This is a genomic window from Nostoc sp. DedQUE02 (assembly GCF_034531035.1).
Classification (GTDB): Bacteria; Cyanobacteriota; Cyanobacteriia; order Cyanobacteriales; family Nostocaceae; genus Nostoc.
In genome coordinates, this window is record NZ_JAVRBY020000037.1 from 17734 (window position 1) to 40051 (window position 22318).

Here is a 22318-nt window from a genome sequence, read left to right on the forward strand (position 1 = left end):
CACTTCTCTACGAGACGCTCCGCGTAGCTTGCTTCCACGAAGTGGTACGGCTGCGCGGAAATCGAGCGACTTGCACTGAGCGGCGTCGAAGTGAGTCGAGATTCAGTGACCATCGTAGACATCGCACCACTTATTCCTCATCCCGATATAATTCCTGCAAGTCCTGTAACTGAGTCTTGCGGGAAATCCGGCGATATTTTTTACTTTCTAACTTAGGTTCGTATTGACTCTGCCCTTTGCCTTTGCTTTTGCTTTTTAACTTCATGCTAGATTCTGGATCGGCTTGTTGGTGCAGCTGAGTTTGATGAGCGATCGCAGCATCCAAAAATTCTAAATAATGTTCATAGCGTTCCCAATCTCCCCGCACTGCACACTCAGGCTCGTCTCGATGCAGACAATTACTAAACCGACAGCTAGCAACTGCTAACCGCTTTCTTCCTTCTGGGAAATAATGGATTAATTCTTCTGGTATGCAATCCATATCAGGCTGATTAAAGCCAGGGGTGTCTGCAAGCAAACCACCGCTAGGCAACTCAAATAATTCTATATGACGAGTGGTATGACGACCACGAGCTAATTTGCCAGAAACTTCTCCGACTCGCAGTTCAACAGAGTCAATCAGCGTATTAATTAGGCTAGATTTGCCAACGCCGGAAGGCCCAGCGATTACAGTAATTTTATTGCTTAAATATTTATTTGCTTGGTCAGTATTTATACCATCTTTAACACTGATAAATATTGGTTGATAGCCCCAACCAAGGAGGCGATCGCTAACTTGCTGCTGTTCTAGGGCTGAAATTAAATCACTTTTATTCAAGCATAAAAGCACATCCAAACCAGTAGACTCAGCTTTAATTAGAAATCGACTCAGTTGATAAGGTTCCAAAGGTGGATCGGCAACGGCAAATACCAAAAGGATTTGGTTGACATTGGCGATCGCCGGACGATCTAATTCACTTTGGCGGGGTAAAACCTCAGCGATCGCTCCGCGTCCCCCAGCCCAATCTGGCTCTTCTACCACAACGCGATCGCCTACCATCACCTGTTGGCCGATTTTTTTCAGGCGTGTTCGGCGAGTACAAAGCAGCAAAGGAGGCAAGGGGGCAGGGGGGCAGAGGGGCAGGGGGGCATTTAAATTCAGTTTCTCCTCTACTTCCTTGATCCTCTGCTCTTCATCCTCTCGATCTAGCTTTACTCGGTAAAAATTAGCTTGTACAGCTACCACTGTACCCAATAATCGTCCAGTTGCAGCAGAAATTTCCCCTGTCATTGGCCAGCAACTGGACGGCGTACTAATAGAGAAAAATAACTAATGCAGTCTGTAATTTGTTCTACCTGATAACCTGCCATTGCCAAACTATCAGGAACTTGCTCAATTGGCTCACCTGGATCTAACCAAACTTCTAGCAAACCTCCCAATGGCATTTTCTCCAGACGTAATTTTGTCCGCACGAAATTAATCGGGCAAGGGGTGCCGCGTAAATCAAGTTGAGCATCGGGAGTTAAAACAGAAGAGGGCTTCATCACTTAAATAAATTTCCCAAGAATCCTTCTAGACCGCCTTTACCAGTGCGATCCCCCTTAATTTTAGCCAGCTTCTCTAGCAGTTCCCTCTCCTCTGGGGTGACTTTATTGGGAATATCAATTAATACGTTCAGCATGTGATCCCCACGACTTACGGGATTACCCAAACGGGGTACACCGCGATTTTCCAGTTTCATCACCGTATTCGGCTGAGTTCCTGCTGGAATAATCAGTTCCACTGGCCCATCTACCGTATTTACCTCTAACCGACAACCTAAAATCGCTTGCAGGTAGCTAACTTTGATTTCCGAGAGAATGTTAATGCCATCCCGTTGGAATTCCTCATCTTCATTGACGAACAAGTAAACGTACAAATCCCCAGGCGGCCCATTACGTTGGCCAGCATCGCCTTCACTAGAAATCCGCAAGCGTGTGCCATTATCCACCCCAGCTGGAATGGTAATTTTGAGTTTCTTGGTGACTTGATTGGCACCCTTACCATCACAGGCATCACATTTATCTTCAATTACCATCCCTGTACCATTACAGGTAGGACAAGTCGAGACTTGGGTGAAACTGCCAAAGGGTGTTCTAGTGACACGGCGTACTTGACCCGATCCGCTACAAGTCGAACAAGTACGAGGGCGAGTTCCAGGTTTAGCACCAGAACCGCTACATACTTCACAATTTTCTAAATGGGAAATGCGAATTTCTTTTTCGCCACCAAATATTGCTTCCCGGAAGTCTAACTTTAGGTCTAGCCGCAAGTCATCGCCCCTCGCAGGCCCACTGCGCCGTCTTTGTTGCGTGGGGCCACCCATACCGCCAGCAAAACCACTAAAAATGCTTTCAAAGATATCGGCAAAACCACCCATATCGCCGACATCTTGAAAGCCCGCGCCAGCAGCACCTGATACACCTTCTGGGCCAAAGCGATCGTAACGAGCGCGGGTTTCTGGCTCTGAGAGTACCTCATAAGCGCGGTTAATTTCTTTAAAGCGATCCTCCGCCCCCGGTTCTTTGTTCACATCTGGGTGATACTTCCGGGCTAAACGGCGATAGGCTTGTTTGATTTCTTCTTTGTCGGTGTCACGAGAGACACCCAGGATTTCATAATAGTCGCGGGCCATATAGCAAAGGTAAAAGTTAGAAGGAAGAAAGCAGAAGTCAGTAGAACGTCATTCACGGTCACTTGCTACCCTACGGAAAAGTGTTTTACATACAGATATGCAAGAGCAATACAGTATCTGTTTATAGGGCGGCTTGCCGGAGGACAGGCAGAAGATAAAATTAATTTTTGTTAATAACTGATTTTACCCTTTACCTTTTACAAAAATCACCGACAAATCTTGAACAACAGATGCTTTCCTCGTGTGAGACGACAAAAGCTATAGAAGTTAAAGCAGCGAAAGCCTCTGCTCAGACTTCTCACTGCCGAGTCGGCTGTCTCTTTTACAATTGTGCTACGTAGGAGAGGAAAACCTCGCCCATCAACCAGAGGGGCTAGCCGCACCATTAGGTGTGGAAAACCACCCTTATGCAATGGAAGTACATTTTAACTAGCACATGTGCTTAGCTCAAAGTAATTTGCTTCTACAATCTAGCAAACCCCTGGGGTCTTGTGAAACTTCGCTAAATCTAAATATTTAGATATATTAAAGTATCTTAATAAAAATTTGCTACTTTGGGTATTAGAGACTGAAAGCTAGGGAGCAGCGAAAGAAAACATTGACCAATGCCCCATGCCCAATGCCCCCATACCCAATGCCCAACCCCTAATCTATCGCCTCATAATCAGCTTGTGCGGTACTTTCTTCGTCAAAATCAAAGTTGAATTGTGGTATGAGTGTACCATTCATTGGTGAGTCTACTTCTGGGGTAAAGAGACTAGCTGAAGCCTCCTCAATCTCATCACTTTGGTTGTTAGCTCGGTTATAGACATCAGCACCAATTGCAAACAGGGTTTGTTGAAAATCGTCTAAGCGCTGCTTAAATTCCACAGTGGAGATGCTGGAATCAATCATTGCAGCTTGGAGTTGGGAAACTTTTTCACTGGCCAAAGTTTTCATCTGGTCGCCGATGAAATTGCTATTATCCTTGATGGTAGATTCATAACTGAACAACAAATTATCTGCTTGGTTTTTGAGTTCAACCAGTTCTTTACGTCTTCTATCTTCTTCAGCAAAAAGTTCGGCCTCTTGCCGCATCCGTTCGACTTCGTTGCTACTCAAACCACCTGTATTAGTAATTCGAATACTCTGTTCTCTACCAGTACCTTTATCTTGAGCTGAAACCTTCAGGATACCGTTGACATCGATTTCAAAGGATACTTCAATTTGTGGCACACCACGGGGTGATGGGGGAATTCCTGTTAACAGAAACTTGCCGAGACTCTTGTTATCTCGTGACATTGCCCGTTCCCCTTGGAGAATGTGAATTTCCACTGAGGTTTGCCCATCAACTGCGGTGGAAAAAACTTGTGACCGACTCGTAGGAATTGTGGTGTTGCGTTCAATGATTTTGGTGAACACTTCACCCAAGGTTTCAATTCCCAAGGACAGGGGGGTGACATCCAATAGTAAGAGATTATCGACTTCGCCGCCCAACACACCTGCTTGAATAGCTGCTCCCAATGCTACGGCTTCGTCAGGGTTAATGGAGCGATCGGGAGCTTTGCCATTGAAAAACTTAATCAGCGCGTTTTGGACTGCGGGAATACGTGTAGAACCACCTACTAAAATAATCCGATCTATGGCTGATGGTTTGAGATCGGCATCTTTGAGCGATTGGATCATTGGTTCGATCGTCGCTTCAATTAATTTTCCTGCAAGTTCTTCAAATTTAGAACGGCTAAGTTCCATCTCCAGATGCTTTGGCCCCGTGTTATCGGCTGTGATAAATGGCAAGTTGATCGATGTATTCATCATACTGGAGAGTTCAATTTTTGCCTTTTCCGCAGCTTCCCGCAGGCGTTGCAGTGCCATTTTATCTTGGGAAAGGTCAATTTTTTCTTGTTGCTGGAAGCGTTCCATCATCCAACGCACGATCGCATTATCAAAGTCGTCTCCACCTAAGTGGTTGTTACCACAAGTCGCCTTAACTTCAAAAACGCCATCCCCAAGTTGCAGGATCGATACGTCGAATGTACCGCCTCCTAAGTCAAATACTAAAATTAGCTGCTCTTGGTCTTGCTTTTCCAATCCAAAAGCCAAAGCAGCAGCTGTTGGTTCATTGATGATTCGCAGGACTTCTAGCCCAGCAATTGTGCCAGCATCTTTAGTTGCTTGTCGTTGGGCATCTGTGAAATATGCTGGTACGGTGATCACTGCCTGTGTTACCTCCTCACCCAAGAAGTTTTCCGCATCCTGCTTCAGTTTTTGCAGGATCATGGCAGATAATTCTTGTGGGGTATAGTTTTTTGAGCGAATTTGGACATCAACAGTCTCGTCTCGACCTTTAATACAGTTGTAGGGGACGCGATCGCGTTCTGTTTCAGTGTCTTCCCAACGCCGCCCAATAAATCGTTTAATACTGTAAATTGTGTTCTCAGCATTGGTTACAGCTTGGCGTTTTGCCAATTGACCAACCAAGCGATCGCCACTCTTTCCGAATCCCACAATACTTGGAGTAGTTCGTCCACCTTCAGAATTGGAGATCACAAGTGGTTGACCGCCCTCCAAAACTGCGACGCAACTGTTAGTAGTGCCTAAGTCAATCCCAATAACTTTTCCCATATTTAACAGTATTTTTACCGAGTTTTTCTGCTGTAATTTGTCGCGGACTAACTTTTTTGCTAAAAACAAAGGCTAGCGGATAACGTCTGTGGAAATCCTGTTGCTGGTAGCAACGTCAGAAGTTTAAACACAGAGAGTTATCCAAAGCCTTGTCTTTATTTAGGTACGCGATGCTCGTCCTTGCTAGAACCCAGGCACTTTTGGTCAGCGAGGCGAGCGATTACAGCTTAACTGAAGGCTTGACTCGACTGATCTTCTGGTGCAACAGGGCTATCTTCCTTGGGAGCAGCTACTTTGACCATTGCATGGCGTAGCACGCGATCGCCCAAGTAATATCCACGCACTAACTCTTCTAACACTGTTCCTTCAGGATGTTCATCCGTAGGTTCCCGCATTACTGCTTCATGCAGGTTAGGATCAAATTCTTGACCTTCAGGACGCATTGGTGATACACCCAAGCGCTTTAGACTATCTACTAATTGTTTGTAAACGCCTTGGTAACTTTTGTGCATGGTCATTTCGCCATCAGATTGCGGTTTGAGGTGCGATCGCGCCCGCTCAAAATTATCGACTACTGGTAGCAATTCCAAAATCGTATTCCGCTTCACCTGCAACTCTAAGTCTTCTTTTTCTTTGCTAGTACGTTTCCGGTAATTCTCAAAATCAGCCGCAATCCGCATATATTGAGTACTACGCTCTTCTAATTGCGTTTTGAGAGACTCGTTTTGTTGAGTCAGTTCTGCCAAAGCTGCTGTTTCCACTCCAGTTCTCTCGGTTGCAGGGACACCAATTTCTGAGTTCGGAGCTGTATCTCCCGATATATTAGTTTGTGCTGCCACGTCTTCTGTCACCTCGCTACCAGATTCATTGAAATTAATTTGGGCTGGGGAGTCACTCATCATTGCTTGCTTTACCTCTGTTGGTTCACCCAATTGCTGGCTTGTATTGTTTATCTGTTTATTTTCATCCATTATTGTCTATTCATTCCAGATGCTATTTATGGCAGTGTATCTCCACAGCTTGCAACCGTCGTCATCCACGACGTGCCACTGAGGCTGATTTTATTAGCCAACAAGTTCCTGGAAGTGATGTAACCGTCCTCTTATTGTGACAAATGGTGAACACGTTAGCCCAAACACTACTAAGGCGGGAACCCGAACGATCAATTTGGAAGAGTGACGCTGAATGTGACTTGCCTCTCATCCTATTTATAAATTCCCATCTGAACGCGAAGAGCCTGCCGTAGGCAATAATATCTTTAATTTTGAATTAGGAGCGTACTCTTTCCCTAAAGGATGCTTCGTGAACAAAGAAGCAAATTACGCGCAGCATTTTGTTAGAAAAGTGACATAACTTAAGACTTTTTTGGGAAATGAGAATTCTGTCTCCCAGGCTGGGAATACTTTAAGCAGAGGTTTCCCCAAATCAATTGCTCATTTATGAACTCGTCAGCACATCGGCGCAGTACCGCTCTAACTACCAGAACAGAGTTTTCGCCCTTTGGCAACAAGCTAGTACAATCTGGCTATGTCAATACCGAACAGATGAGGCAGGCACTAATTGAAAGCCGCAAATCTGGCAGACCCTTAACAGAAGTACTAGAGTCAATCACTGGGCAACAACTATCGCCTGAGTTGCTTAGGCAATATAAAAAACAGCAGCTATTTGAACTTAAAATACTATATGGAGTTGAATTCCTCGATCCGGAAGTCAGCTCCGTTGGCAACACGATGATGGGGAACCTGATTGAAACCCTCATCCCAGTGGATATCTGCCGTCGCCATCGTTTAGTACCACTATCGAAACACGAAGACCAAACCCCGCCCTCAGTCTTAGTGGCGATGGTCGCTCCAGATAATCTAGAGGCTTCCGATGACCTGAATCGCATCTTGCGCCCCCAAGGCTTGGCATTGCAGCGCATGGTGATTACCCAAGAAGACTACCAACAGCTAATCAACCAATACCTGGATGAAATGGCTGTTAAGCAAAAGCATCTGGAACAAGAGAAGTTTACAGATATTAATCAGGATTTAGAAAACCTCGGAAATCTGGATATTTCGGATGCTCCTGAAGAAATGGAGGCTGATTTAGGGGCGGCGATGAAGGGTGCAGAGGATGCCCCAGTCATCAACCTAGTTAACAGAATCCTGGCTAAAGCCTTGCATGAAGGGATTTCTGACATTCATATCGAACCGCAAGAAGAAAACTTACGCATTCGCTTTCGCAAGGATGGCGTACTACGCGAAGCTTTCGATCCCCTACCGAAAAAGATCATCCCGGCGGTGACAGCCCGATTTAAAATCATCTCCAATCTAGACATTGCTGAACGCCGTTTACCCCAAGATGGACGTATCCGCAGGTTGTTTGAGGGACGCAAAGTGGATTTCCGGGTGAATACCTTACCCAGTCGCTACGGGGAAAAGGTGGTGCTGCGGATTTTGGATAACTCCTCTACTCAATTGGGATTAGATAAGTTAATTACCGATCCAGAAACTTTGGATATTGTCAAGGATATGGTTAGCCGTCCCTTTGGTCTGATTTTGGTAACTGGACCAACTGGTTCTGGGAAAACAACTTCACTGTATTCTGCACTCTCAGAAAAGAATGATCCCGGAATTAATATCAGTACTGTGGAAGACCCAATTGAGTACAGCCTTCCAGGGATTACTCAAGTACAAGTTATTCGAGAAAAAGGCTTAGATTTTGCTACGGCGTTGCGGGCTTTCTTGCGGCAAGATCCAGATGTGCTACTGGTGGGTGAAACGCGGGATAAGGAAACAGCAAAAACAGCAATTGAGGCTGCCTTGACCGGTCACTTAGTATTAACTACCTTACATACCAATGATGCCCCAGGTGCGATCGCACGTTTGGGAGAAATGGGGATTGAGCCTTTCATGGTTTCTAGTTCCCTAATTGGCGTTTTAGCTCAACGTTTGGTGCGGCGCGTATGTTCTGAATGTCGTATTCCCTACACTCCCACAACCGAGGAACTGGCTCGTTACGGTTTATCAGCTTCCTCAGATGTAGCAGTCACCTTCTATAAAGCTAATACCTTGACATTAGATGCGATCGCAGATGCCAAAGCCAAAAATCACCTTTGCTCAAAATGTAATGGTGTCGGCTACAAAGGGCGTTGTGGTGTTTATGAAGTCATGCGAGTCACCGAAAACCTGCAAACTCTCATCAACGAAGATGCACCCACGGAACGCATCAAGGAAGTGGCAATAGAAGAGGGCATGAAAACCTTGCTGGCCTATAGTTTGGACTTAGTGCGTCAAGGTTCCACCACGCTAGAAGAAGTAGAACGAGTAACTTTTACTGATACTGGCTTGGAAGCAGAGTTAAAAGCCAAACGCAAAACTGGTCTTACCTGCCGGAGTTGCGATGCCACTTTGAAACAAGAATGGCTGGATTGTCCTTACTGTATGACACCTCGGTTTTAAGGCTAGTCATTAGTCATTAGTTATTAAATGATGCTTAGTAACTTTAAACAAGTGACAAAGGACAAATAACAAATAACAAATAACAAATATTACAAGGAAGCAGAACTATGGAAATGATGATCGAAGACCTGATGGAGCAATTGATTGAATTGGGTGGCTCGGATATGCATTTATCCGCAGGTTTGCCTCCCTACTTCCGCATCAGTGGCAAACTCACACCCATAGGTGAGCATATATTGACAGCCGACCAATGTCAAAGGCTAATTTTTAGTATGCTCAACAATACCCAACGTAAAACCTTAGAGCAGAATTGGGAGTTGGATTGTTCTTATGGTGTTAAAGGTTTGGCTCGCTTTCGGGTCAATGTCTATAAAGAACGTGGTTCTTATGCTGCTTGCTTACGGGCATTAAGTTCTAAGATTCCTAATTTTGAAAAATTAGGTTTGCCAGATATCGTCCGGGAAATGACAGATAAGCCCAGAGGGTTAATTCTGGTGACAGGCCCTACAGGCTCCGGCAAGACTACTACCCTAGCGGCAATGATTGACTTGATTAACCGCACCAAGGCAGAGCATATTTTAACGGTGGAAGATCCAATTGAATTCGTCTACGAACCAATTAAAAGCTTGGTTCACCAACGGCAACTGGGTGAAGATACCAAGAGTTTTGCTAATGCTTTGAAAGCAGCTTTGCGGGAAGATCCAGATATTGTTCTGGTGGGAGAAATGCGCGATTTGGAAACGATTTCTTTGGCGATTTCCGCCGCAGAAACAGGACACTTGGTATTTGGTACTCTCCACACTAGTTCTGCCGCCCAGACAGTTGACCGGATTATCGACGTTTTCCCCCATGAAAGACAAACCCAGGTGCGGGTGCAGTTATCTAACTCATTAGTAGCGGTATTTAGCCAGACTTTGGTATCCAAGAAAAACCCTAAACCCGGTGAATATGGTCGGGTGATGGCTCAAGAAATTCTGGTTGTTACTCCTGCTATTTCTAACTTGATTCGAGAAGGCAAAACATCTCAAATTTACTCAGCAATTCAAACTGGTGGCAAATTGGGAATGCAAACTCTGGAGAAGGTTTTAGCTGATTTTTACAAAGCTGGAACGATTTCTTTTGAAGCGGCGATGTCTAAGACTTCCAAGCCAGATGAAATTCAACGTCTCATCGGTACTTCTGTACCACCGCAAGCAGCAGGTGCGAAACCTGGTGCGGCTGCCAAAGCGCATTAAAAGAAGTAGGGATGATAAGGGAGACGAGGGAGTGAGGAAGAAATAACTTATGCCCTATCCCTAATGAATAACAACTATTTTGAATTTATTTATGCCAAACTTCGTTGCCCGTGTTCGGGATTCGCAAGGAAAATCTCGAACAGAAAAAATTGTTGCCGAATCCTTGGTACAAGCTCGTACTAATCTCAGAGATCAAGGTTTTGTAATTCAAGAACTCAAGCAATCTCAGGGATTTCAGCCAGATGTTGCCTTCAAAAACTTCCAAAATTCCTTAGTTAAGGTTTCTGTAAAAGACAAAGCCGTTTTTTCGCGTCAATTTGCCGTTTTGATGAATGCGGGTGTTGCGATCGTTAGAAGTCTGGGGGTACTTTCCGAACAGTGTAGTAATACTAAATTGAAACAAGCTCTTGTGGAAATTAGCACTGATGTTCAAAGCGGAATGAATCTTTCAGAGGCAATGCGGAAGCATCCTGACTGTTTTGATGGACTATATGTGAGTATGATTCAGGCTGGCGAAGTTGGTGGTGTTCTAGACGAAGTATTAAATCGTTTAGCTAAGTTGTTAGAGGATGTTGCCCGCTTACAAAACCAAATTAAATCAGCATTGTCTTATCCAACGGTCGTAGGTTTTATCGCAGTTGCTATCTTTCTCGGTATGACCATTTTTCTGATTCCCATTTTTGCCACGATTTTTGTACAAATTGGAATCTCATTACCGCCTCTAACGCAATTTTTGATGGATGCCAGTAAATTTTTAAGAAGTCCGGGTGCTTTCGTACTTCTAGGTATTCTTATAGGATTGAAAATTGCTTTTACACAATACAGTAAAACTCCTGTTGGTCGCATCACAATTGATCGTTTTTCTCTTAAAATGCCATTGTTTGGTGACTTAATTCAAAAGTCTTCGGTTGCCCGCTTTAGTCGGACTTTTGGTTCTTTGACTCGTTCAGGTGTACCAATTTTAACTTGCTTAGAAATTGTCCGAGATACATCAGGAAACCAAGTGATTGCCAATGCCATAGACGCAGCCCGTATGGAGATTCAACAAGGAGGTATGATTAGCATTGCTTTACAAAAAGATGCCGTTTTTCCGGCTATGGCAATTCAGATGATTAGTATTGGGGAAGAAACTGGAGAATTAGATGGAATGTTAATGAAGGTTGCCGATTTCTATGAAGATGAAGTCGAGCAAGCAGTAAAAGCAATGACCAGTATTTTGGAACCAGTGATGATTGTAGTTTTAGGGGGAATGGTTGGAACCATTTTGTTAGCAATGTATTTGCCTATGTTTGCGGTATTTGAAAAACTAGGATAGGGGATTAGGAGCAAAGGCAAAGATGGTTCGCTTCCGGTTAGAAGTTAGGGTATGAAACTGTTTACTTTTTATTCTTAACTTCTAACTGATTAATTTTATGGTTAAATCCTCACTATTTAATAAATTATGACTGTGCAAAAATCTCATTATGAAGCGAGTTTAGCAGAGTATAGCAATCATCTAAGTGCGATCGCCTTACTAAAGCAATATCGGCCATACTTGGAGATGATCCCCAGTTTGCGTCGTCCAGATGAAAGTGTTATCACTATACCTTTGCCAATTGTCCGGCTTCGCGACACTGGTACAATTGCACCACAAACGATTTGCTTACCTTGTGATGTGGCAATTTTGATGTGCGATCCAGAGTGGAAAATCAAAACTGGAGCTGAAATTTTAGTCTTTATTCATCGTGCTCACGAAGACTTTTCTGATTTATTAGGACGTTGGCGACAAACCCAAGTTTTTTTGGACAATGATTATGAGTGGTTGATGCCTCTCCGTCACAGTCATATTTTGAGTGAAGGAGCTAATACTATATATCCTCTGTTTGTCGTTTTTAGCGAGACTTTAGAACGCATCCAAAGAGGTCTTGTGGGAGCAGAACTCCCATTTATTATGCAAACACCAGATTTACTGCTTGAGGAAAATTTCACAGATATTTTCTCTCCAGAAATTCCACCAGCTTAGAAAAAGTTAGGAATTAACAGTGAGTACTTATACAAACTTTTAAAGAACACAAAGAGATAAGAAGTCTGATTGGCGGATGTATAGATGGGTTTAAAAGCCCCACTAAATCATAGATTTAGTGGGGCTTTTAAAGATCCTGCACGTAACTTTAACTTGCTTGTATTGTAGGGGTACGTGCAATACGGTTCGGATAAGCAGGGGAGGCAGTGGAAAAAAGAGGCTTATTGTTCAGTAATTCTTCTCTTCCCCCCTGGCTGCCTCAACCAAAAAATTCCTTAAATACTTCAAAATACACTTGATTTATTTCTCCTCCCCTGCGTCCCCTGCCTCCCCTGCGTCCCCTGCCTCCCCTGCTTGCCCACCTCACTCTCATCGCATTGCTCCCACGGTGAGGGTACGCAGACTCGTTGGCATAGGCTCTCGGTTACATTATCTCCCACTGATTAATTCTAATTCTGACTAGAGCTTCATAGTTGGAGACTCTGCTCCTGACTTCTCAATTTTTGAATTTTTAATAGAAAAGCAATGAGGATTTGGCAAAGATACAGTAATATTACTGTTCTTTGAGAATATTTGTCGTAAGATTAGAGACATTTTAGAGCAGATATTTTATACTAATGAATCGCTTTTCTCAGAAAATAACAAATTCTCAAGAGAGCATTTCACAACAAACTCAGTTGGGTCAGATGTGTGGTTCTAAACGGTTATTTCGCGATCGCTATGAAATACTGCAAATTTTGGGTAGAGGTGGTTTTGGCATCACGTTTTTAGCCAAAAATGCTGTATTACCTGGCAATCCCCTATGTGTGATTAAACAGCTTTGTCCGAAAGTGAGTAGCCCCCAAAGTTGGCAAAGGGCGTGTATGCGCTTTGAAAAAGAAGCAAGAACTTTGGGTCAACTCGGTAGTCATTCGCAAATTCCCATGCTACTAGACTATTTTCAGGCGAATGGTGAGTTTTTTTTAATTCAAGAATACGTACCTGGTTTGACTTTAGCACGGGAAGTGCAGCAAACTGGGCCCAAAAGTGAAGCCGCAGTTAAACAGTTTTTACAGGCATTATTACCTGTATTACAGTATCTTCATAAACATCATGTAATTCATCGGGATATTAAGCCCCAGAATTTATTGCGGTGTGAGTATGACGGGCGGGTAGTGTTGATTGATTTTGGTGCGGTGAAAGAGCAATTAGTTGATGCTTGTGAAAATTCAATTAATCAAGCTGCAAATACCAATTTTATTGGAACTAAGGGATTTGCACCACCTGAACAGTTTTCTCTACGTCCAGTTTATGCCAGTGATATTTATGCACTAGGTGTAACTTGTATTTATATGTTGACTGCTAAAAGTCCTTTAGAATTGGATTATGACCCAAATACTGGTGAAATATGTTGGCAAAAACAGGTAAATATTAGCAACAGTTTCGCCCAGATTTTAGGAAAGATGGTGAAAATTACCTTAGAAGATCGGTTTAAGACTGCTGATGAAGTGATCAAAGCTTTAGGTAATGACAGTTACTTGCCCAGTTTAGCTAACTGTCTAACTACCCAAAAATTGAATAATAAAAGTATTGCACAACACGAAAATTATGATGTATACGTGCCACCTGTAGCCAGAACTGCTAGTGCAATTCGGCAATGGAGAGCAAAGCTTAAGGAAAGAAGGTAGTACATTTAAGTTGAAGTCTTTTTTTACCTAAAGTATCAAATGAATAATTAATTATGGACAATTCAAAATATCCAAAATAAATTTAGTAATCATTTTAACTATATTTGCTAGTCAGTAATGACTAATCAATCAGGGTTTATCTTCAATACTTAGTCAATTATCGCTTGCTAATATACAAGCAAAATTACGATGTTTAATATTTAATAAAAATATTTATATTCAGATTATTATATAATAGATAGAATAATTAATCTTATGGCTCTCGTAGTTTTCCACATAAGAGGAAGACGGACTACTATTTACAAACGCTAACTATATAAGTAATTCCCCAATCCCCAGAACAGGGTTTTCTACCACCAGTAAGCGAGAGTCAATTTTCTTAAGGGAAAGTTCGGGGCAAACTTAGCCTAAGTTGTCATGCAGTCGCGCCTGTCAGATCATGATCTGCTGCTTAAATCCCGATTGCTCAAATCCCCTGAATCCTAATGGAAAGAAGTTTTGCCAAAGTTGTAGCACCCCACTGGTGTCACTTTTAAGAAATCGCTTCCGTGTCATCCGAGTCCTTTCAGATGAGGGGGGATTTGGCAGAACCTATCTATCAGAAGATGTAGATAAACTCAATGAACGTTGTGTTATCAAGCAATTAGCTCCAAAATTCCAAGGAACTTGGTCGCAAAAAAAGGCGATGGAGTTGTTTGCTGAAGAAGCGCAGCGACTACAAGACCTTGGGGAACATCCCCAAATTCCGACTTTGATAGCTTACTTTGAGCAAGACGGCTGCCTATATTTGGTGCAGCAGTTTATCAATGGGGAGAATTTATTAAAGGAATTGGAACAGCGCAAATCTTATAACGCCAGGGAAATCCAATCTATTTTGCTAGATTTACTCCCGATCCTGAAATTTATCCACGATCGCAAAGTCATTCATCGGGACATCAAGCCAGAAAATATTATCCGCCATAAAAGTGATGGGCGATTAAGCCTGATTGATTTTGGTTCCTCAAAACAATTCACTGCCAAAGTTCAGCAAAAATCTGGTACATCCATTGGTTCACATGGTTATTCTCCGCTAGAACAGATTCGAGATGGTAAAGCTTTTCCCGCGAGTGACTTGTTCGGTGTGGGGGCTACCTGCTTTCATTTGCTAACGGGAAATTCGCCCTTTCAGTTGTGGATGGAATCTGGGTACGCCTGGGTGAATAATTGGCGGGAATATTTGCGGAGTCCATTAAATCCTGAGTTGGATTTTGTCATTGATAAACTTTTGAAAAAAGATATCCATGAACGTTACCAGTCAGCCGATGAAGTTCTCAGAGACTTGACTCCAAAACAACTCCTGGCACTACCACCAGCCGGAAAATCGTCTGGGAAAATACCACCAACTAGAGCGCCATCTTTACCAAAAAGTTATCCCTTACTAAGAATTTTAATCTTAATAAGTGCTTTGATTATGTTGTTCGGCTTTGGAGAATCTTGGTATAAACATTTTCGCCAGATTCAGACTAGTCTAGTCTCTAGGTTGAGTCAGCATAATAGTTCTGGCAAAGATGAAGCCCTTTTAAGTCAACCACTAAAGATTACTTTGGGTAAGGTTTCCCTAACTAACACCCTCCAAGCACACGAAAACTCAGTTTTATCTGTTGCCATCAGCCCCGATGGCAAAACCATTGCCAGCAGTGGCGACGATCGCACAATCAAACTTTGGAATCTCGCAACTGGAAAACCAATCTCTTCACTCAAAGGGCATTTTCAACGGGTGAATGTGGTGGTAATTAGCCCAGATGGCAAACTTCTGGTTAGTGCCAGTGATGACAACACCATCAAAATCTGGAATTTGGCAACGCGAAAACAAATTCGCACTCTTATGGGGCATTCTGATTCAGTTCATGCCCTAGCCATTAGTGCTGATAGCGAGACTCTGGTTACTGGTAGTGATGATAACACGATTAAAATTTGGGATTTGGCAACAGGAGAGCAAATTCGGACACTAGCAGGGCATACATTTTGGGTGCGTTCAGTAGCTATCAGCCCCGATGGCGTGATTTTGGCTAGTGGAAGTTTTGACAAGACGATTAAAATCTGGAATTTAACAAAGGGATACCCAATCCGCACGCTAGAAGGAAATTCTCAAACAGTAACAACCGTGGCTATTAGCCCAGATGGTAAAACTTTAGCTAGTGGTGGCCGCGATCGCACCATCAAACTTTGGAATTTAGCTACCGGAAGAGAAATTCGTACATTGTCGGGACATGGTAACACTATTACAACCGTAGCCTTCAGTACTGATGGTAAAATTCTTGCTAGTGGTAGCCGCGATCGCACCATCAAACTGTGGAATTTAGCCACAGGAGAAGAAATTCTAACATTAACGGGGCACACTAACACCGTGACATCCGTCGCCTTCAGCCCTGATGGCAAAACCCTTGTCAGTGGTAGTGAAGACAACACTATTAAGGTTTGGCGGTTGTTTCAGTGAGGGGGAACTAGGGGATGAGGGAGAATTATCCCAACTCTCCAAAATAAAGCTTTGGAAAATGTGCCGCGAATGTTACAGCTTCGATCTGTTTATCTCAATGCAAACCTTTAATTATTTACACTAGGTTTATTTATTTTCTATAGTTTGATTTTTATCATATTGTTTTTTGCGATCGCTCTAATGATTTACAATCAATCAGAGTTTAATTTACGCTGTGAATGGGGCCCACAAGGAGTTGCTCAACTTGCTCCCATCAGTGATGTAGTTGTGATAGTTGATGTTCTCTCTTTTTCTACCTGTGTGGAAATTGCTACCAACAACGGCGCGATAATTTTTCCCTACGCATATAAAGATGAATCAGCCATAAATTATGCCAAGTCAGTACAAGCAGAGTTAGCAAGTCATAGACAACGTTGGACTACAACTGGATATTCTCTCTCGCCAAAATCGGTAACTCAGATTCCTGCTGGAACCAGACTAGTTTTACCTTCACCTAATGGTTCTTTTCTGACTTTACATACAGGAAATACCCCAACTTTGGCTGGCTGCTTGCGAAATTGCCAAGCTGTAGCGCAGTTTGCTCAAACGTATGGTGATAAAATCGCTGTGATTCCTGCTGGTGAGAGGTGGAAAGAAGATGGTAGCCTCCGACCTGCATTTGAAGATTTAATTGGTGCTGGGGCAATTCTCAGTTATTTAGATGGCAGCCTATCACCAGAAGCCGAAGTCGCTGTGACAACATTTCAAGCTTTCCAGCAGGATTTACTGGGTTACTTGAAAAAATGCAGTTCAGGGAAAGAGTTGATTGAAAAAGGTTTTGAGTCAGATGTTGAACTGTCCGCCGCCTACAACATTAGTGATTGCGTGCCTTTGTTTACTGACAATGCTTATGTAAATTATACGCCACAGGCTTAATCAAACTCAAAAATTACGAATTACGAATTAATTAAACGTCGCACTGATTGGTTTGGCAATATTTGGCATTATCTATAAACTCTTGCAACTTATTCAAGGGAATTATTTGCAATGATGACCCACCCTGTACCTCAGCAGCGATATAAGCAAACTTTTGTCCACGATAAAACTGGTCACGTCCAACTTTGGTGATATATCGGGACTTCTGGAAGTCATTGGCAATATTAGAATTATAAATATTTTGTAACAATTTCACCGCATTAGCATTTTTTGTGGTGAATTTGAGGCGATCGCTACCACTAACGGTTATGCCTTCTTTAGTCACTGTCCCATTTTGAGAAGTGACATCAGCATAAAAGTATAAATTTCCCTTTGTACCCTCGTAGCCGTGGGCTTCGCTGTTGTATCTCAGAGTTGGTAGTAAAGGTCTGGTCTTTGCCCACTTCGCAACGGTGTTGATGTTTTGTTCTGGAAGCGCATTTGCTGGAGTGATAGCCAAAATAACTGCGATCGTAGACAGGGCAGCATTAAATAAATAGTTAAATTTAGAACTTTTTTGCATAGTATTTTCCGGTTAAAGAATGCTGAAAGCAAATGCTTAAACCACAGCAGTTTAAGAATTATTTCTAGGATGAGTTATATTTTCGGTATTAATTTGCCAGTAGCAAAAATAACTTAACATCGACTAATGGCTACTGTCCACCGATATTGCTATAGGCAATTTGGTTTCAACTAAAATTTTGTATAAATTGTAATAATCATAGAGTGGACACTGCCACAAACATCAAAATAGAGGTTTTCGGCATCAGTAGACCATGCTTACTCTATTACTTAGTTACAGAACTTAGATTTTGTCTCAGCCAAAGAAGAGTATGTACTCTTAAGACTGGATGTATCTAAGCTAAGGTTCTACACAGTTCTTAATAAACCAGCTTTGAGAACGCAAAACGTTCTAATCTAAAAGCTAACCGGGTTAATTTACTGGCAGTTTTGCAGGCACTACTCTCAAGCTTATAAAGCACAGACACACCGATGTGTCAAGCCTCAAAGCGACCCAGACTTAACACATAAATGATTATGATGGGAGTTTTACAAATCCGATGAGTGTTAAGGCAAGTGGTGGAAGCTCAGTTGCGCGTCCGCAACTATATCAAACCCTAGCTGTAGCGACAATTACCCAAGCCGAGCAGCAAGACCGTTTTTTGGGAAGTGGTGAATTAGATGAACTGGCAAGCTATTTTGCATCTGGTGCAAAGCGTCTAGAAATTTCCCAGACGCTGACGGATAATGCCGAGATTATTGTATCTCGCGCTGCCAACCGGATTTTTGTCGGTGGTTCGCCAATGGCTTTTTTAGAAAAGCCTAGAGAAGTAGAAATAGTACCTGTTAGTGCTGGTGCTAATGTTCAGCAAGGGATGCAACTAGGAACTGTAACCTACGTTGAAAGTCGTGGTGGGTTCCTAGAAAATTTACGATCAATATTTAATTCATCCCCCAGTGGCCCGACACCTCCGGGTTTCAGACCAATTAACATTGCTCGATATGGCCCAAGCAACATGGCCAAGAGCTTGCGGGATTTATCCTGGTTCTTGCGCTACGCTACTTATGCGATCGTTGCTGGCGACCCCAACATCATAGCGGTGAATACACGGGGTTTGCGGGAAATCATTGAAAATGCCTGCTCTGGTGAAGCAACGCTGGTAGCTTTGCAAGAAATCAAAGCCGCGTCGCTTTCCTTTTTCCGCAACGATGCTGAGGCTACAGAAATTGTGTCTCAGTACATGGATGTTTTGTTAACAGAATTCAAAGCAGCCACACCTTCAAATAAACTCCGCCAACGTCCCTCTAGCGACCAGCAAGGGTTGGAACTGCCGCAAATTTACTTTAATGCGTCAGAACGGCGTCCCAAGTTTGTGATGAAACCTGGGTTGTCAAGTAGCGAAAAAAATGAGGTTGTCAAAGCGGCTTATCGGCAAATCTTTGAGCGTGATATTACCCGTGCTTATAGCTTGTCAATATCTGACCTAGAATCTAAGGTGAAAAATGGCGACATTTCCATGAAGGAATTTGTTCGTCGTCTAGCTAAATCTCCCCTTTACCAAAAACAGTTTTATCAGCCTTTTATTAACAGCCGAGTCATCGAACTAGCTTTCCGTCACATTCTGGGACGGGGCCCAAGTAGCCGCGAAGAAGTACAAAAATACTTCTCAATTGTTTCTAACGGTGGTCTGCCAGCCTTAGTAGATGCCTTAGTAGATTCTGCTGAATACGGCGACTATTTTGGCGAAGAAACAGTACCCTACCTGCGGGGACTGGGACAAGAAGCACAAGAATGTCGCAACTGGGGGCCGCAGCAAGACCTGTTTAACTACAGTGCTCCTTTCCGCAAGATACCTCAGTTTATTACGACATTTGCGGCTTACGAACAGCCACTACCAGACCAACATCCTTACGGTTCTGGTAATGACCCCTTGGAAATTCAATTTGGGGCGATTTTCCCCAAAGAAACTCGCAACCCCAGCACCCGTCCGGCTCCTTTTGGCAAGGATACCAAACGCATCCTGATTCACCAAGGGGCAGGGATTAATAACCAAAATAGTAATCCGAAAGCGCGGGGTGAAACTCCTGGTACTCTTGGGGCCAAGGTGTTTAAGTTAGACCAACTGCCTGGTACTAGAGGTAAAAAGGCTGCCAAAAATTCTAGCATTAGATTCTCCGAAAGCTCCACGCAGGCAGTGATCAAAGCTGCTTACCTGCAAGTTTTCGGTCGTGATCTTTACGAAGGTCAGCGCTCGAAGGTATTGGAAATCAAGCTAGAAAACGGCGACATCTCTGTACGAGAGTTTATCCGTGCTTTGGCTAAGTCGGATGTATTCCGCAATCTGTACTGGTCATCGCTATATGTTTGTAAAGCGATCGAGTATATTCACCGCCGCTTGTTGGGTCGTCCTACATATGGTCGTCAAGAAATCAACAAGTACTTTGATATCGCTTCTAAACAGGGTTTTTACGCTGTCGTTGATGCCATTATTAACAGCGTAGAATACAGCGAAGCATTTGGTGAAGATACAATTCCTTACGAACGGTATCTGACTCCTGGTGGTGTATCAGGGCGGCAATTGCGCGTTGGTAGTATTCGTGACGATGTTGCGGCGAAAGTTCAGAAGGAAGAAACGCCGGGCTTTGTAACATTGGGTACAGTCACAGAAAATCGGTCAGAACCAGATATTCAGTTCCGCATTAATCAAGGTGTCAGCAAGCAACGCGAACAAACCAAAATCTTCAAACTGGTGGCGAATAACAGTGACAAAGTTGCTGTAAAAACTTTGATTAGTGCTGCGTATCGTCAAATTTTTGAGCGGGATATTGCACCCTACATCGCCAAAAACGAATTTACAAAATGGGAAAGCAAGCTGGGTAATGGCGAAATTAGTGTGAAGGAATTTATTGAAGGTTTGGGTTACTCTAACCTTTACCTGAAAGAATTCTACACACCCTACCCCAACACGAAAGTGATTGAGTTAGGAACCAAACACTTCTTGGGACGTGCGCCACTAGACCAAGCAGAAATCCGCAAGTATAACCAGATTTTGGCTACTCAAGGTATTCGTGCCTTTATTGCTGCTTTGGTAAATAGTGTGGAATATAACCAGGTATTTGGTGAAGATACAGTACCTTACCGTCGCTTCCCGACCCTACCTGCGGCAAACTTCCCGAATACGGAGAAGCTGTATAACCAGCTTACCAAGCAAAACGATGACGTGGTTGTGCCGAGCTTTAAGCCAGTGCAAACCCGCGTCGGGGCTGGCGATACGCCGCTTTTGACACAGGCAATCGCAGATATAGCAGTGCAAACAAATGGTAAGCCCTCATTTGCTGAACTGGGTCGTTCCTACAACGATGGTAGCGGACAAACCGTAGAAGAGGGTGTGCGTAAATATGCACGCATTTACCGTCTAACTGAAACCACCAACCAAGCCGAAAAACAACAGGCAATCAACGCCATTTACCGTCAAGTGTTGGATGTATTTAGCGGTGAAGTGCCTGATAATTTCCGCCGTACTGACCTAGAGGGCAAACTCCAGAATGGGGAAATTTCCGTCCGCGAGTTTGTGCGTGAACTAGCCAGTTCCGAAATCTATCGCCAGCGCTTCTTATCACCTTATCCTCATGCCAAGGTCATTGAGTTACTCTTCCGTCACCTGTTGGGGCGTACAGCCGCAGATCAGGAAGAAATTCGCCAGTATAACAAGCTGCTAGCTGATAGTGGTTTGTCGGCTGCTGTAGAAGCAATAGTCGAAAGCCCAGAATATTGCCGCTACTTCGGTGAAGATGTTGTGCCCTACAACCGCTTCCCATCCAGCAGGTAAATATCTCGGTAGTGTACAAGTGGCTGAATAGGGAATAGGGAGTAGGGAATAGGGAATAAATTATTTCCAGTCCCCAATCCCTAGTCCCCAGCCCCCTGTAACCCTTCCCCTGTCCCCTTCGTAACCTTTCGTAATACCGCTCTCAGATTGCTGCTAAAACAGGAAATTCTGAAAAGCAATATTACAAAGTATTAAGAGCAGTCATAAATGCTCAACAGAATGCCGGAAAATGTTTTGCGGAAGGGAATTGAGTTTAAAAGCTTGTGTACTTATGTTGACTCAAGCAAACTCGTAATTTATTAGCCGTAGCAGTTGTAAAACTGTTGTGTTTAAAAGAACGAGAAAATAGACTCAGTAAACCAAACTCAAAGTCGCGCCAGTTTAATCAAATCCTGGTTTCATTCGTATTGGAGGAATCCATTAATGAGTATCGTCACGAAAGCTATCGTGAATGCTGATGCAGAAGCCCGCTATCTCAGCCCTGGTGAGTTAGATCGGATCAAATCCTTCGTTGCAAGTGGTGAGCGCCGTGTGCGGATTGCTCAAATTCTGTCAGAAAATCGCGAACGCCTTGTTAAGCAAGCTGGCGATCAACTGTTCCAAAAGCGTCCTGATGTTGTATCTCCTGGTGGAAACGCTTACGGTCAAGAATTGACTGCTACTTGTCTGCGTGACCTAGATTACTACCTCCGCCTCGTTACCTACGGTATCGTTGCTGGTGATGTTACCCCCATCGAAGAAATCGGTGTTATCGGTGCCCGTGAACTGTACAAGTCCTTGGGAACTCCTATCGATGGTGTCGCTGAAGGTATCCGTGGGCTGAAGAATGTAGCTGGTACATTGCTGTCTGGTGATGATGCTAGTGAAGCTGGTAGCTACTTCGACTACCTAGTTGGCGCTCTTCTAGGATAGGGTAAAGCTGTTTACCTACTGAAACAGAAGTATTGCAATA

14 protein-coding genes and 1 pseudogene are annotated in these 22318 nt (G+C 43.4%); 9 read left to right on the plus strand and 6 right to left on the minus strand.

Translation table 11 applies throughout. From position 1 onward, the window contains the following. Window positions 1-130: 130 nt before the first annotated feature. The 5 genes from rsgA to grpE all read right to left on the minus strand — a co-directional run bounded on the left by rsgA (window position 131) and on the right by grpE (window position 6232). Complete coding sequence (rsgA, locus tag RMX98_RS23660; RefSeq protein WP_322679234.1) at window positions 131-1270, minus strand: small ribosomal subunit biogenesis GTPase RsgA; 1140 nt, start codon at window positions 1268-1270, stop codon at window positions 131-133. After that, the gene (locus RMX98_RS23665) at window positions 1267-1524 is read right to left on the minus strand and encodes a sulfurtransferase TusA family protein (protein ID WP_322679233.1); all 258 of its coding nucleotides are present in this window, start codon (window positions 1522-1524) and stop codon (window positions 1267-1269) included. Before RMX98_RS23665 ends, rsgA begins: the two co-directional genes overlap by 4 nt. Then, window positions 1524-2654 carry a molecular chaperone DnaJ gene (gene dnaJ / locus RMX98_RS23670; protein ID WP_322679232.1) on the minus strand — a complete coding sequence of 377 codons (1131 nt, stop codon included), beginning with the start codon at window positions 2652-2654 and terminating at the stop codon, window positions 1524-1526. Before dnaJ ends, RMX98_RS23665 begins: the two co-directional genes overlap by 1 nt. Window positions 2655-3299: 645 nt before the next feature. Next, complete coding sequence (gene dnaK / locus RMX98_RS23675; protein WP_322679231.1) at window positions 3300-5258, minus strand: molecular chaperone DnaK; 1959 nt, start codon at window positions 5256-5258, stop codon at window positions 3300-3302. 227 nt (window positions 5259-5485) lie between these two features. Further along, the gene (gene grpE / locus RMX98_RS23680; RefSeq protein ID WP_322679308.1) at window positions 5486-6232 is read right to left on the minus strand and encodes a nucleotide exchange factor GrpE; all 747 of its coding nucleotides are present in this window, start codon (window positions 6230-6232) and stop codon (window positions 5486-5488) included. A gap of 465 nt (window positions 6233-6697) precedes the next feature. Between grpE and RMX98_RS23685 the strand changes: the two genes are divergently transcribed. The 7 genes from RMX98_RS23685 (at window position 6698) to RMX98_RS23715 (ending at window position 16996) form a co-directional block, all read left to right on the plus strand. Then, a complete protein-coding gene (locus tag RMX98_RS23685) occupies window positions 6698-8701 on the plus strand; it encodes a GspE/PulE family protein (protein WP_322679230.1) in 2004 nt (667 codons plus the stop codon). A gap of 107 nt (window positions 8702-8808) precedes the next feature. Next, window positions 8809-9936 carry a type IV pilus twitching motility protein PilT gene (locus RMX98_RS23690; RefSeq protein ID WP_322679229.1) on the plus strand — a complete coding sequence of 376 codons (1128 nt, stop codon included), beginning with the start codon at window positions 8809-8811 and terminating at the stop codon, window positions 9934-9936. 91 nt (window positions 9937-10027) lie between these two features. After that, entirely contained in the window at window positions 10028-11251 is a 1224-nt protein-coding gene (locus RMX98_RS23695) for a type II secretion system F family protein (protein WP_322679228.1), read from the plus strand. Between the two features lie 126 nt (window positions 11252-11377). Continuing rightward, window positions 11378-11938, plus strand: a complete 561-nt coding sequence (locus RMX98_RS23700) for a hypothetical protein (RefSeq protein ID WP_322679227.1) — start codon at window positions 11378-11380, stop codon at window positions 11936-11938. 617 nt (window positions 11939-12555) lie between these two features. Further along, the gene (locus RMX98_RS23705; RefSeq protein WP_322679226.1) at window positions 12556-13605 is read left to right on the plus strand and encodes a serine/threonine-protein kinase; all 1050 of its coding nucleotides are present in this window, start codon (window positions 12556-12558) and stop codon (window positions 13603-13605) included. 439 nt (window positions 13606-14044) lie between these two features. After that, a complete protein-coding gene (locus RMX98_RS23710; protein WP_322679225.1) occupies window positions 14045-16081 on the plus strand; it encodes a serine/threonine-protein kinase in 2037 nt (678 codons plus the stop codon). Between the two features lie 180 nt (window positions 16082-16261). Next, window positions 16262-16996 carry a 2-phosphosulfolactate phosphatase gene (locus RMX98_RS23715; protein WP_322679224.1) on the plus strand — a complete coding sequence of 245 codons (735 nt, stop codon included), beginning with the start codon at window positions 16262-16264 and terminating at the stop codon, window positions 16994-16996. Between the two features lie 31 nt (window positions 16997-17027). Here the strand turns inward: RMX98_RS23715 and RMX98_RS23720 are convergent, their stop codons facing one another. Next, a complete protein-coding gene (locus tag RMX98_RS23720) occupies window positions 17028-17558 on the minus strand; it encodes a hypothetical protein (protein WP_322679223.1) in 531 nt (176 codons plus the stop codon). Between the two features lie 538 nt (window positions 17559-18096). Here RMX98_RS23720 and RMX98_RS23725 point away from each other — a divergent pair. Both RMX98_RS23725 and apcA read left to right on the plus strand, forming a co-directional pair. Then, window positions 18097-21391: pseudogene (locus RMX98_RS23725) on the plus strand (phycobilisome rod-core linker polypeptide); the annotation flags it as partial. 398 nt (window positions 21392-21789) lie between these two features. Beyond that, a complete protein-coding gene (apcA, locus tag RMX98_RS23730) occupies window positions 21790-22278 on the plus strand; it encodes an allophycocyanin subunit alpha (protein WP_094341663.1) in 489 nt (162 codons plus the stop codon). The last annotated feature ends 40 nt before the right edge of the window (window positions 22279-22318 follow it).

Excerpts from the sequence above, each read along its gene's own strand:
- rsgA (WP_322679234.1), bottom strand. The coding sequence starts at position 1,270 with ATGACAGGGGAAATTTCTGCTGCAACTGGACGATTATTGGGTACAGTG.
- RMX98_RS23665 (WP_322679233.1), bottom strand. The coding sequence starts at position 1,524 with ATGAAGCCCTCTTCTGTTTTAACTCCCGATGCTCAACTTGATTTACGC.
- dnaJ (WP_322679232.1), bottom strand. The coding sequence starts at position 2,654 with ATGGCCCGCGACTATTATGAAATCCTGGGTGTCTCTCGTGACACCGAC.
- dnaK (WP_322679231.1), bottom strand. The coding sequence starts at position 5,258 with ATGGGAAAAGTTATTGGGATTGACTTAGGCACTACTAACAGTTGCGTC.
- RMX98_RS23685 (WP_322679230.1), top strand. The coding sequence starts at position 6,698 with ATGAACTCGTCAGCACATCGGCGCAGTACCGCTCTAACTACCAGAACA.
- RMX98_RS23690 (WP_322679229.1), top strand. The coding sequence starts at position 8,809 with ATGGAAATGATGATCGAAGACCTGATGGAGCAATTGATTGAATTGGGT.
- RMX98_RS23695 (WP_322679228.1), top strand. The coding sequence starts at position 10,028 with ATGCCAAACTTCGTTGCCCGTGTTCGGGATTCGCAAGGAAAATCTCGA.
- RMX98_RS23700 (WP_322679227.1), top strand. The coding sequence starts at position 11,378 with ATGACTGTGCAAAAATCTCATTATGAAGCGAGTTTAGCAGAGTATAGC.
- RMX98_RS23705 (WP_322679226.1), top strand. The coding sequence starts at position 12,556 with ATGAATCGCTTTTCTCAGAAAATAACAAATTCTCAAGAGAGCATTTCA.
- RMX98_RS23710 (WP_322679225.1), top strand. The coding sequence starts at position 14,045 with ATGATCTGCTGCTTAAATCCCGATTGCTCAAATCCCCTGAATCCTAAT.
- RMX98_RS23715 (WP_322679224.1), top strand. The coding sequence starts at position 16,262 with ATGATTTACAATCAATCAGAGTTTAATTTACGCTGTGAATGGGGCCCA.
- RMX98_RS23720 (WP_322679223.1), bottom strand. The coding sequence starts at position 17,558 with ATGCAAAAAAGTTCTAAATTTAACTATTTATTTAATGCTGCCCTGTCT.
- apcA (WP_094341663.1), top strand. The coding sequence starts at position 21,790 with ATGAGTATCGTCACGAAAGCTATCGTGAATGCTGATGCAGAAGCCCGC.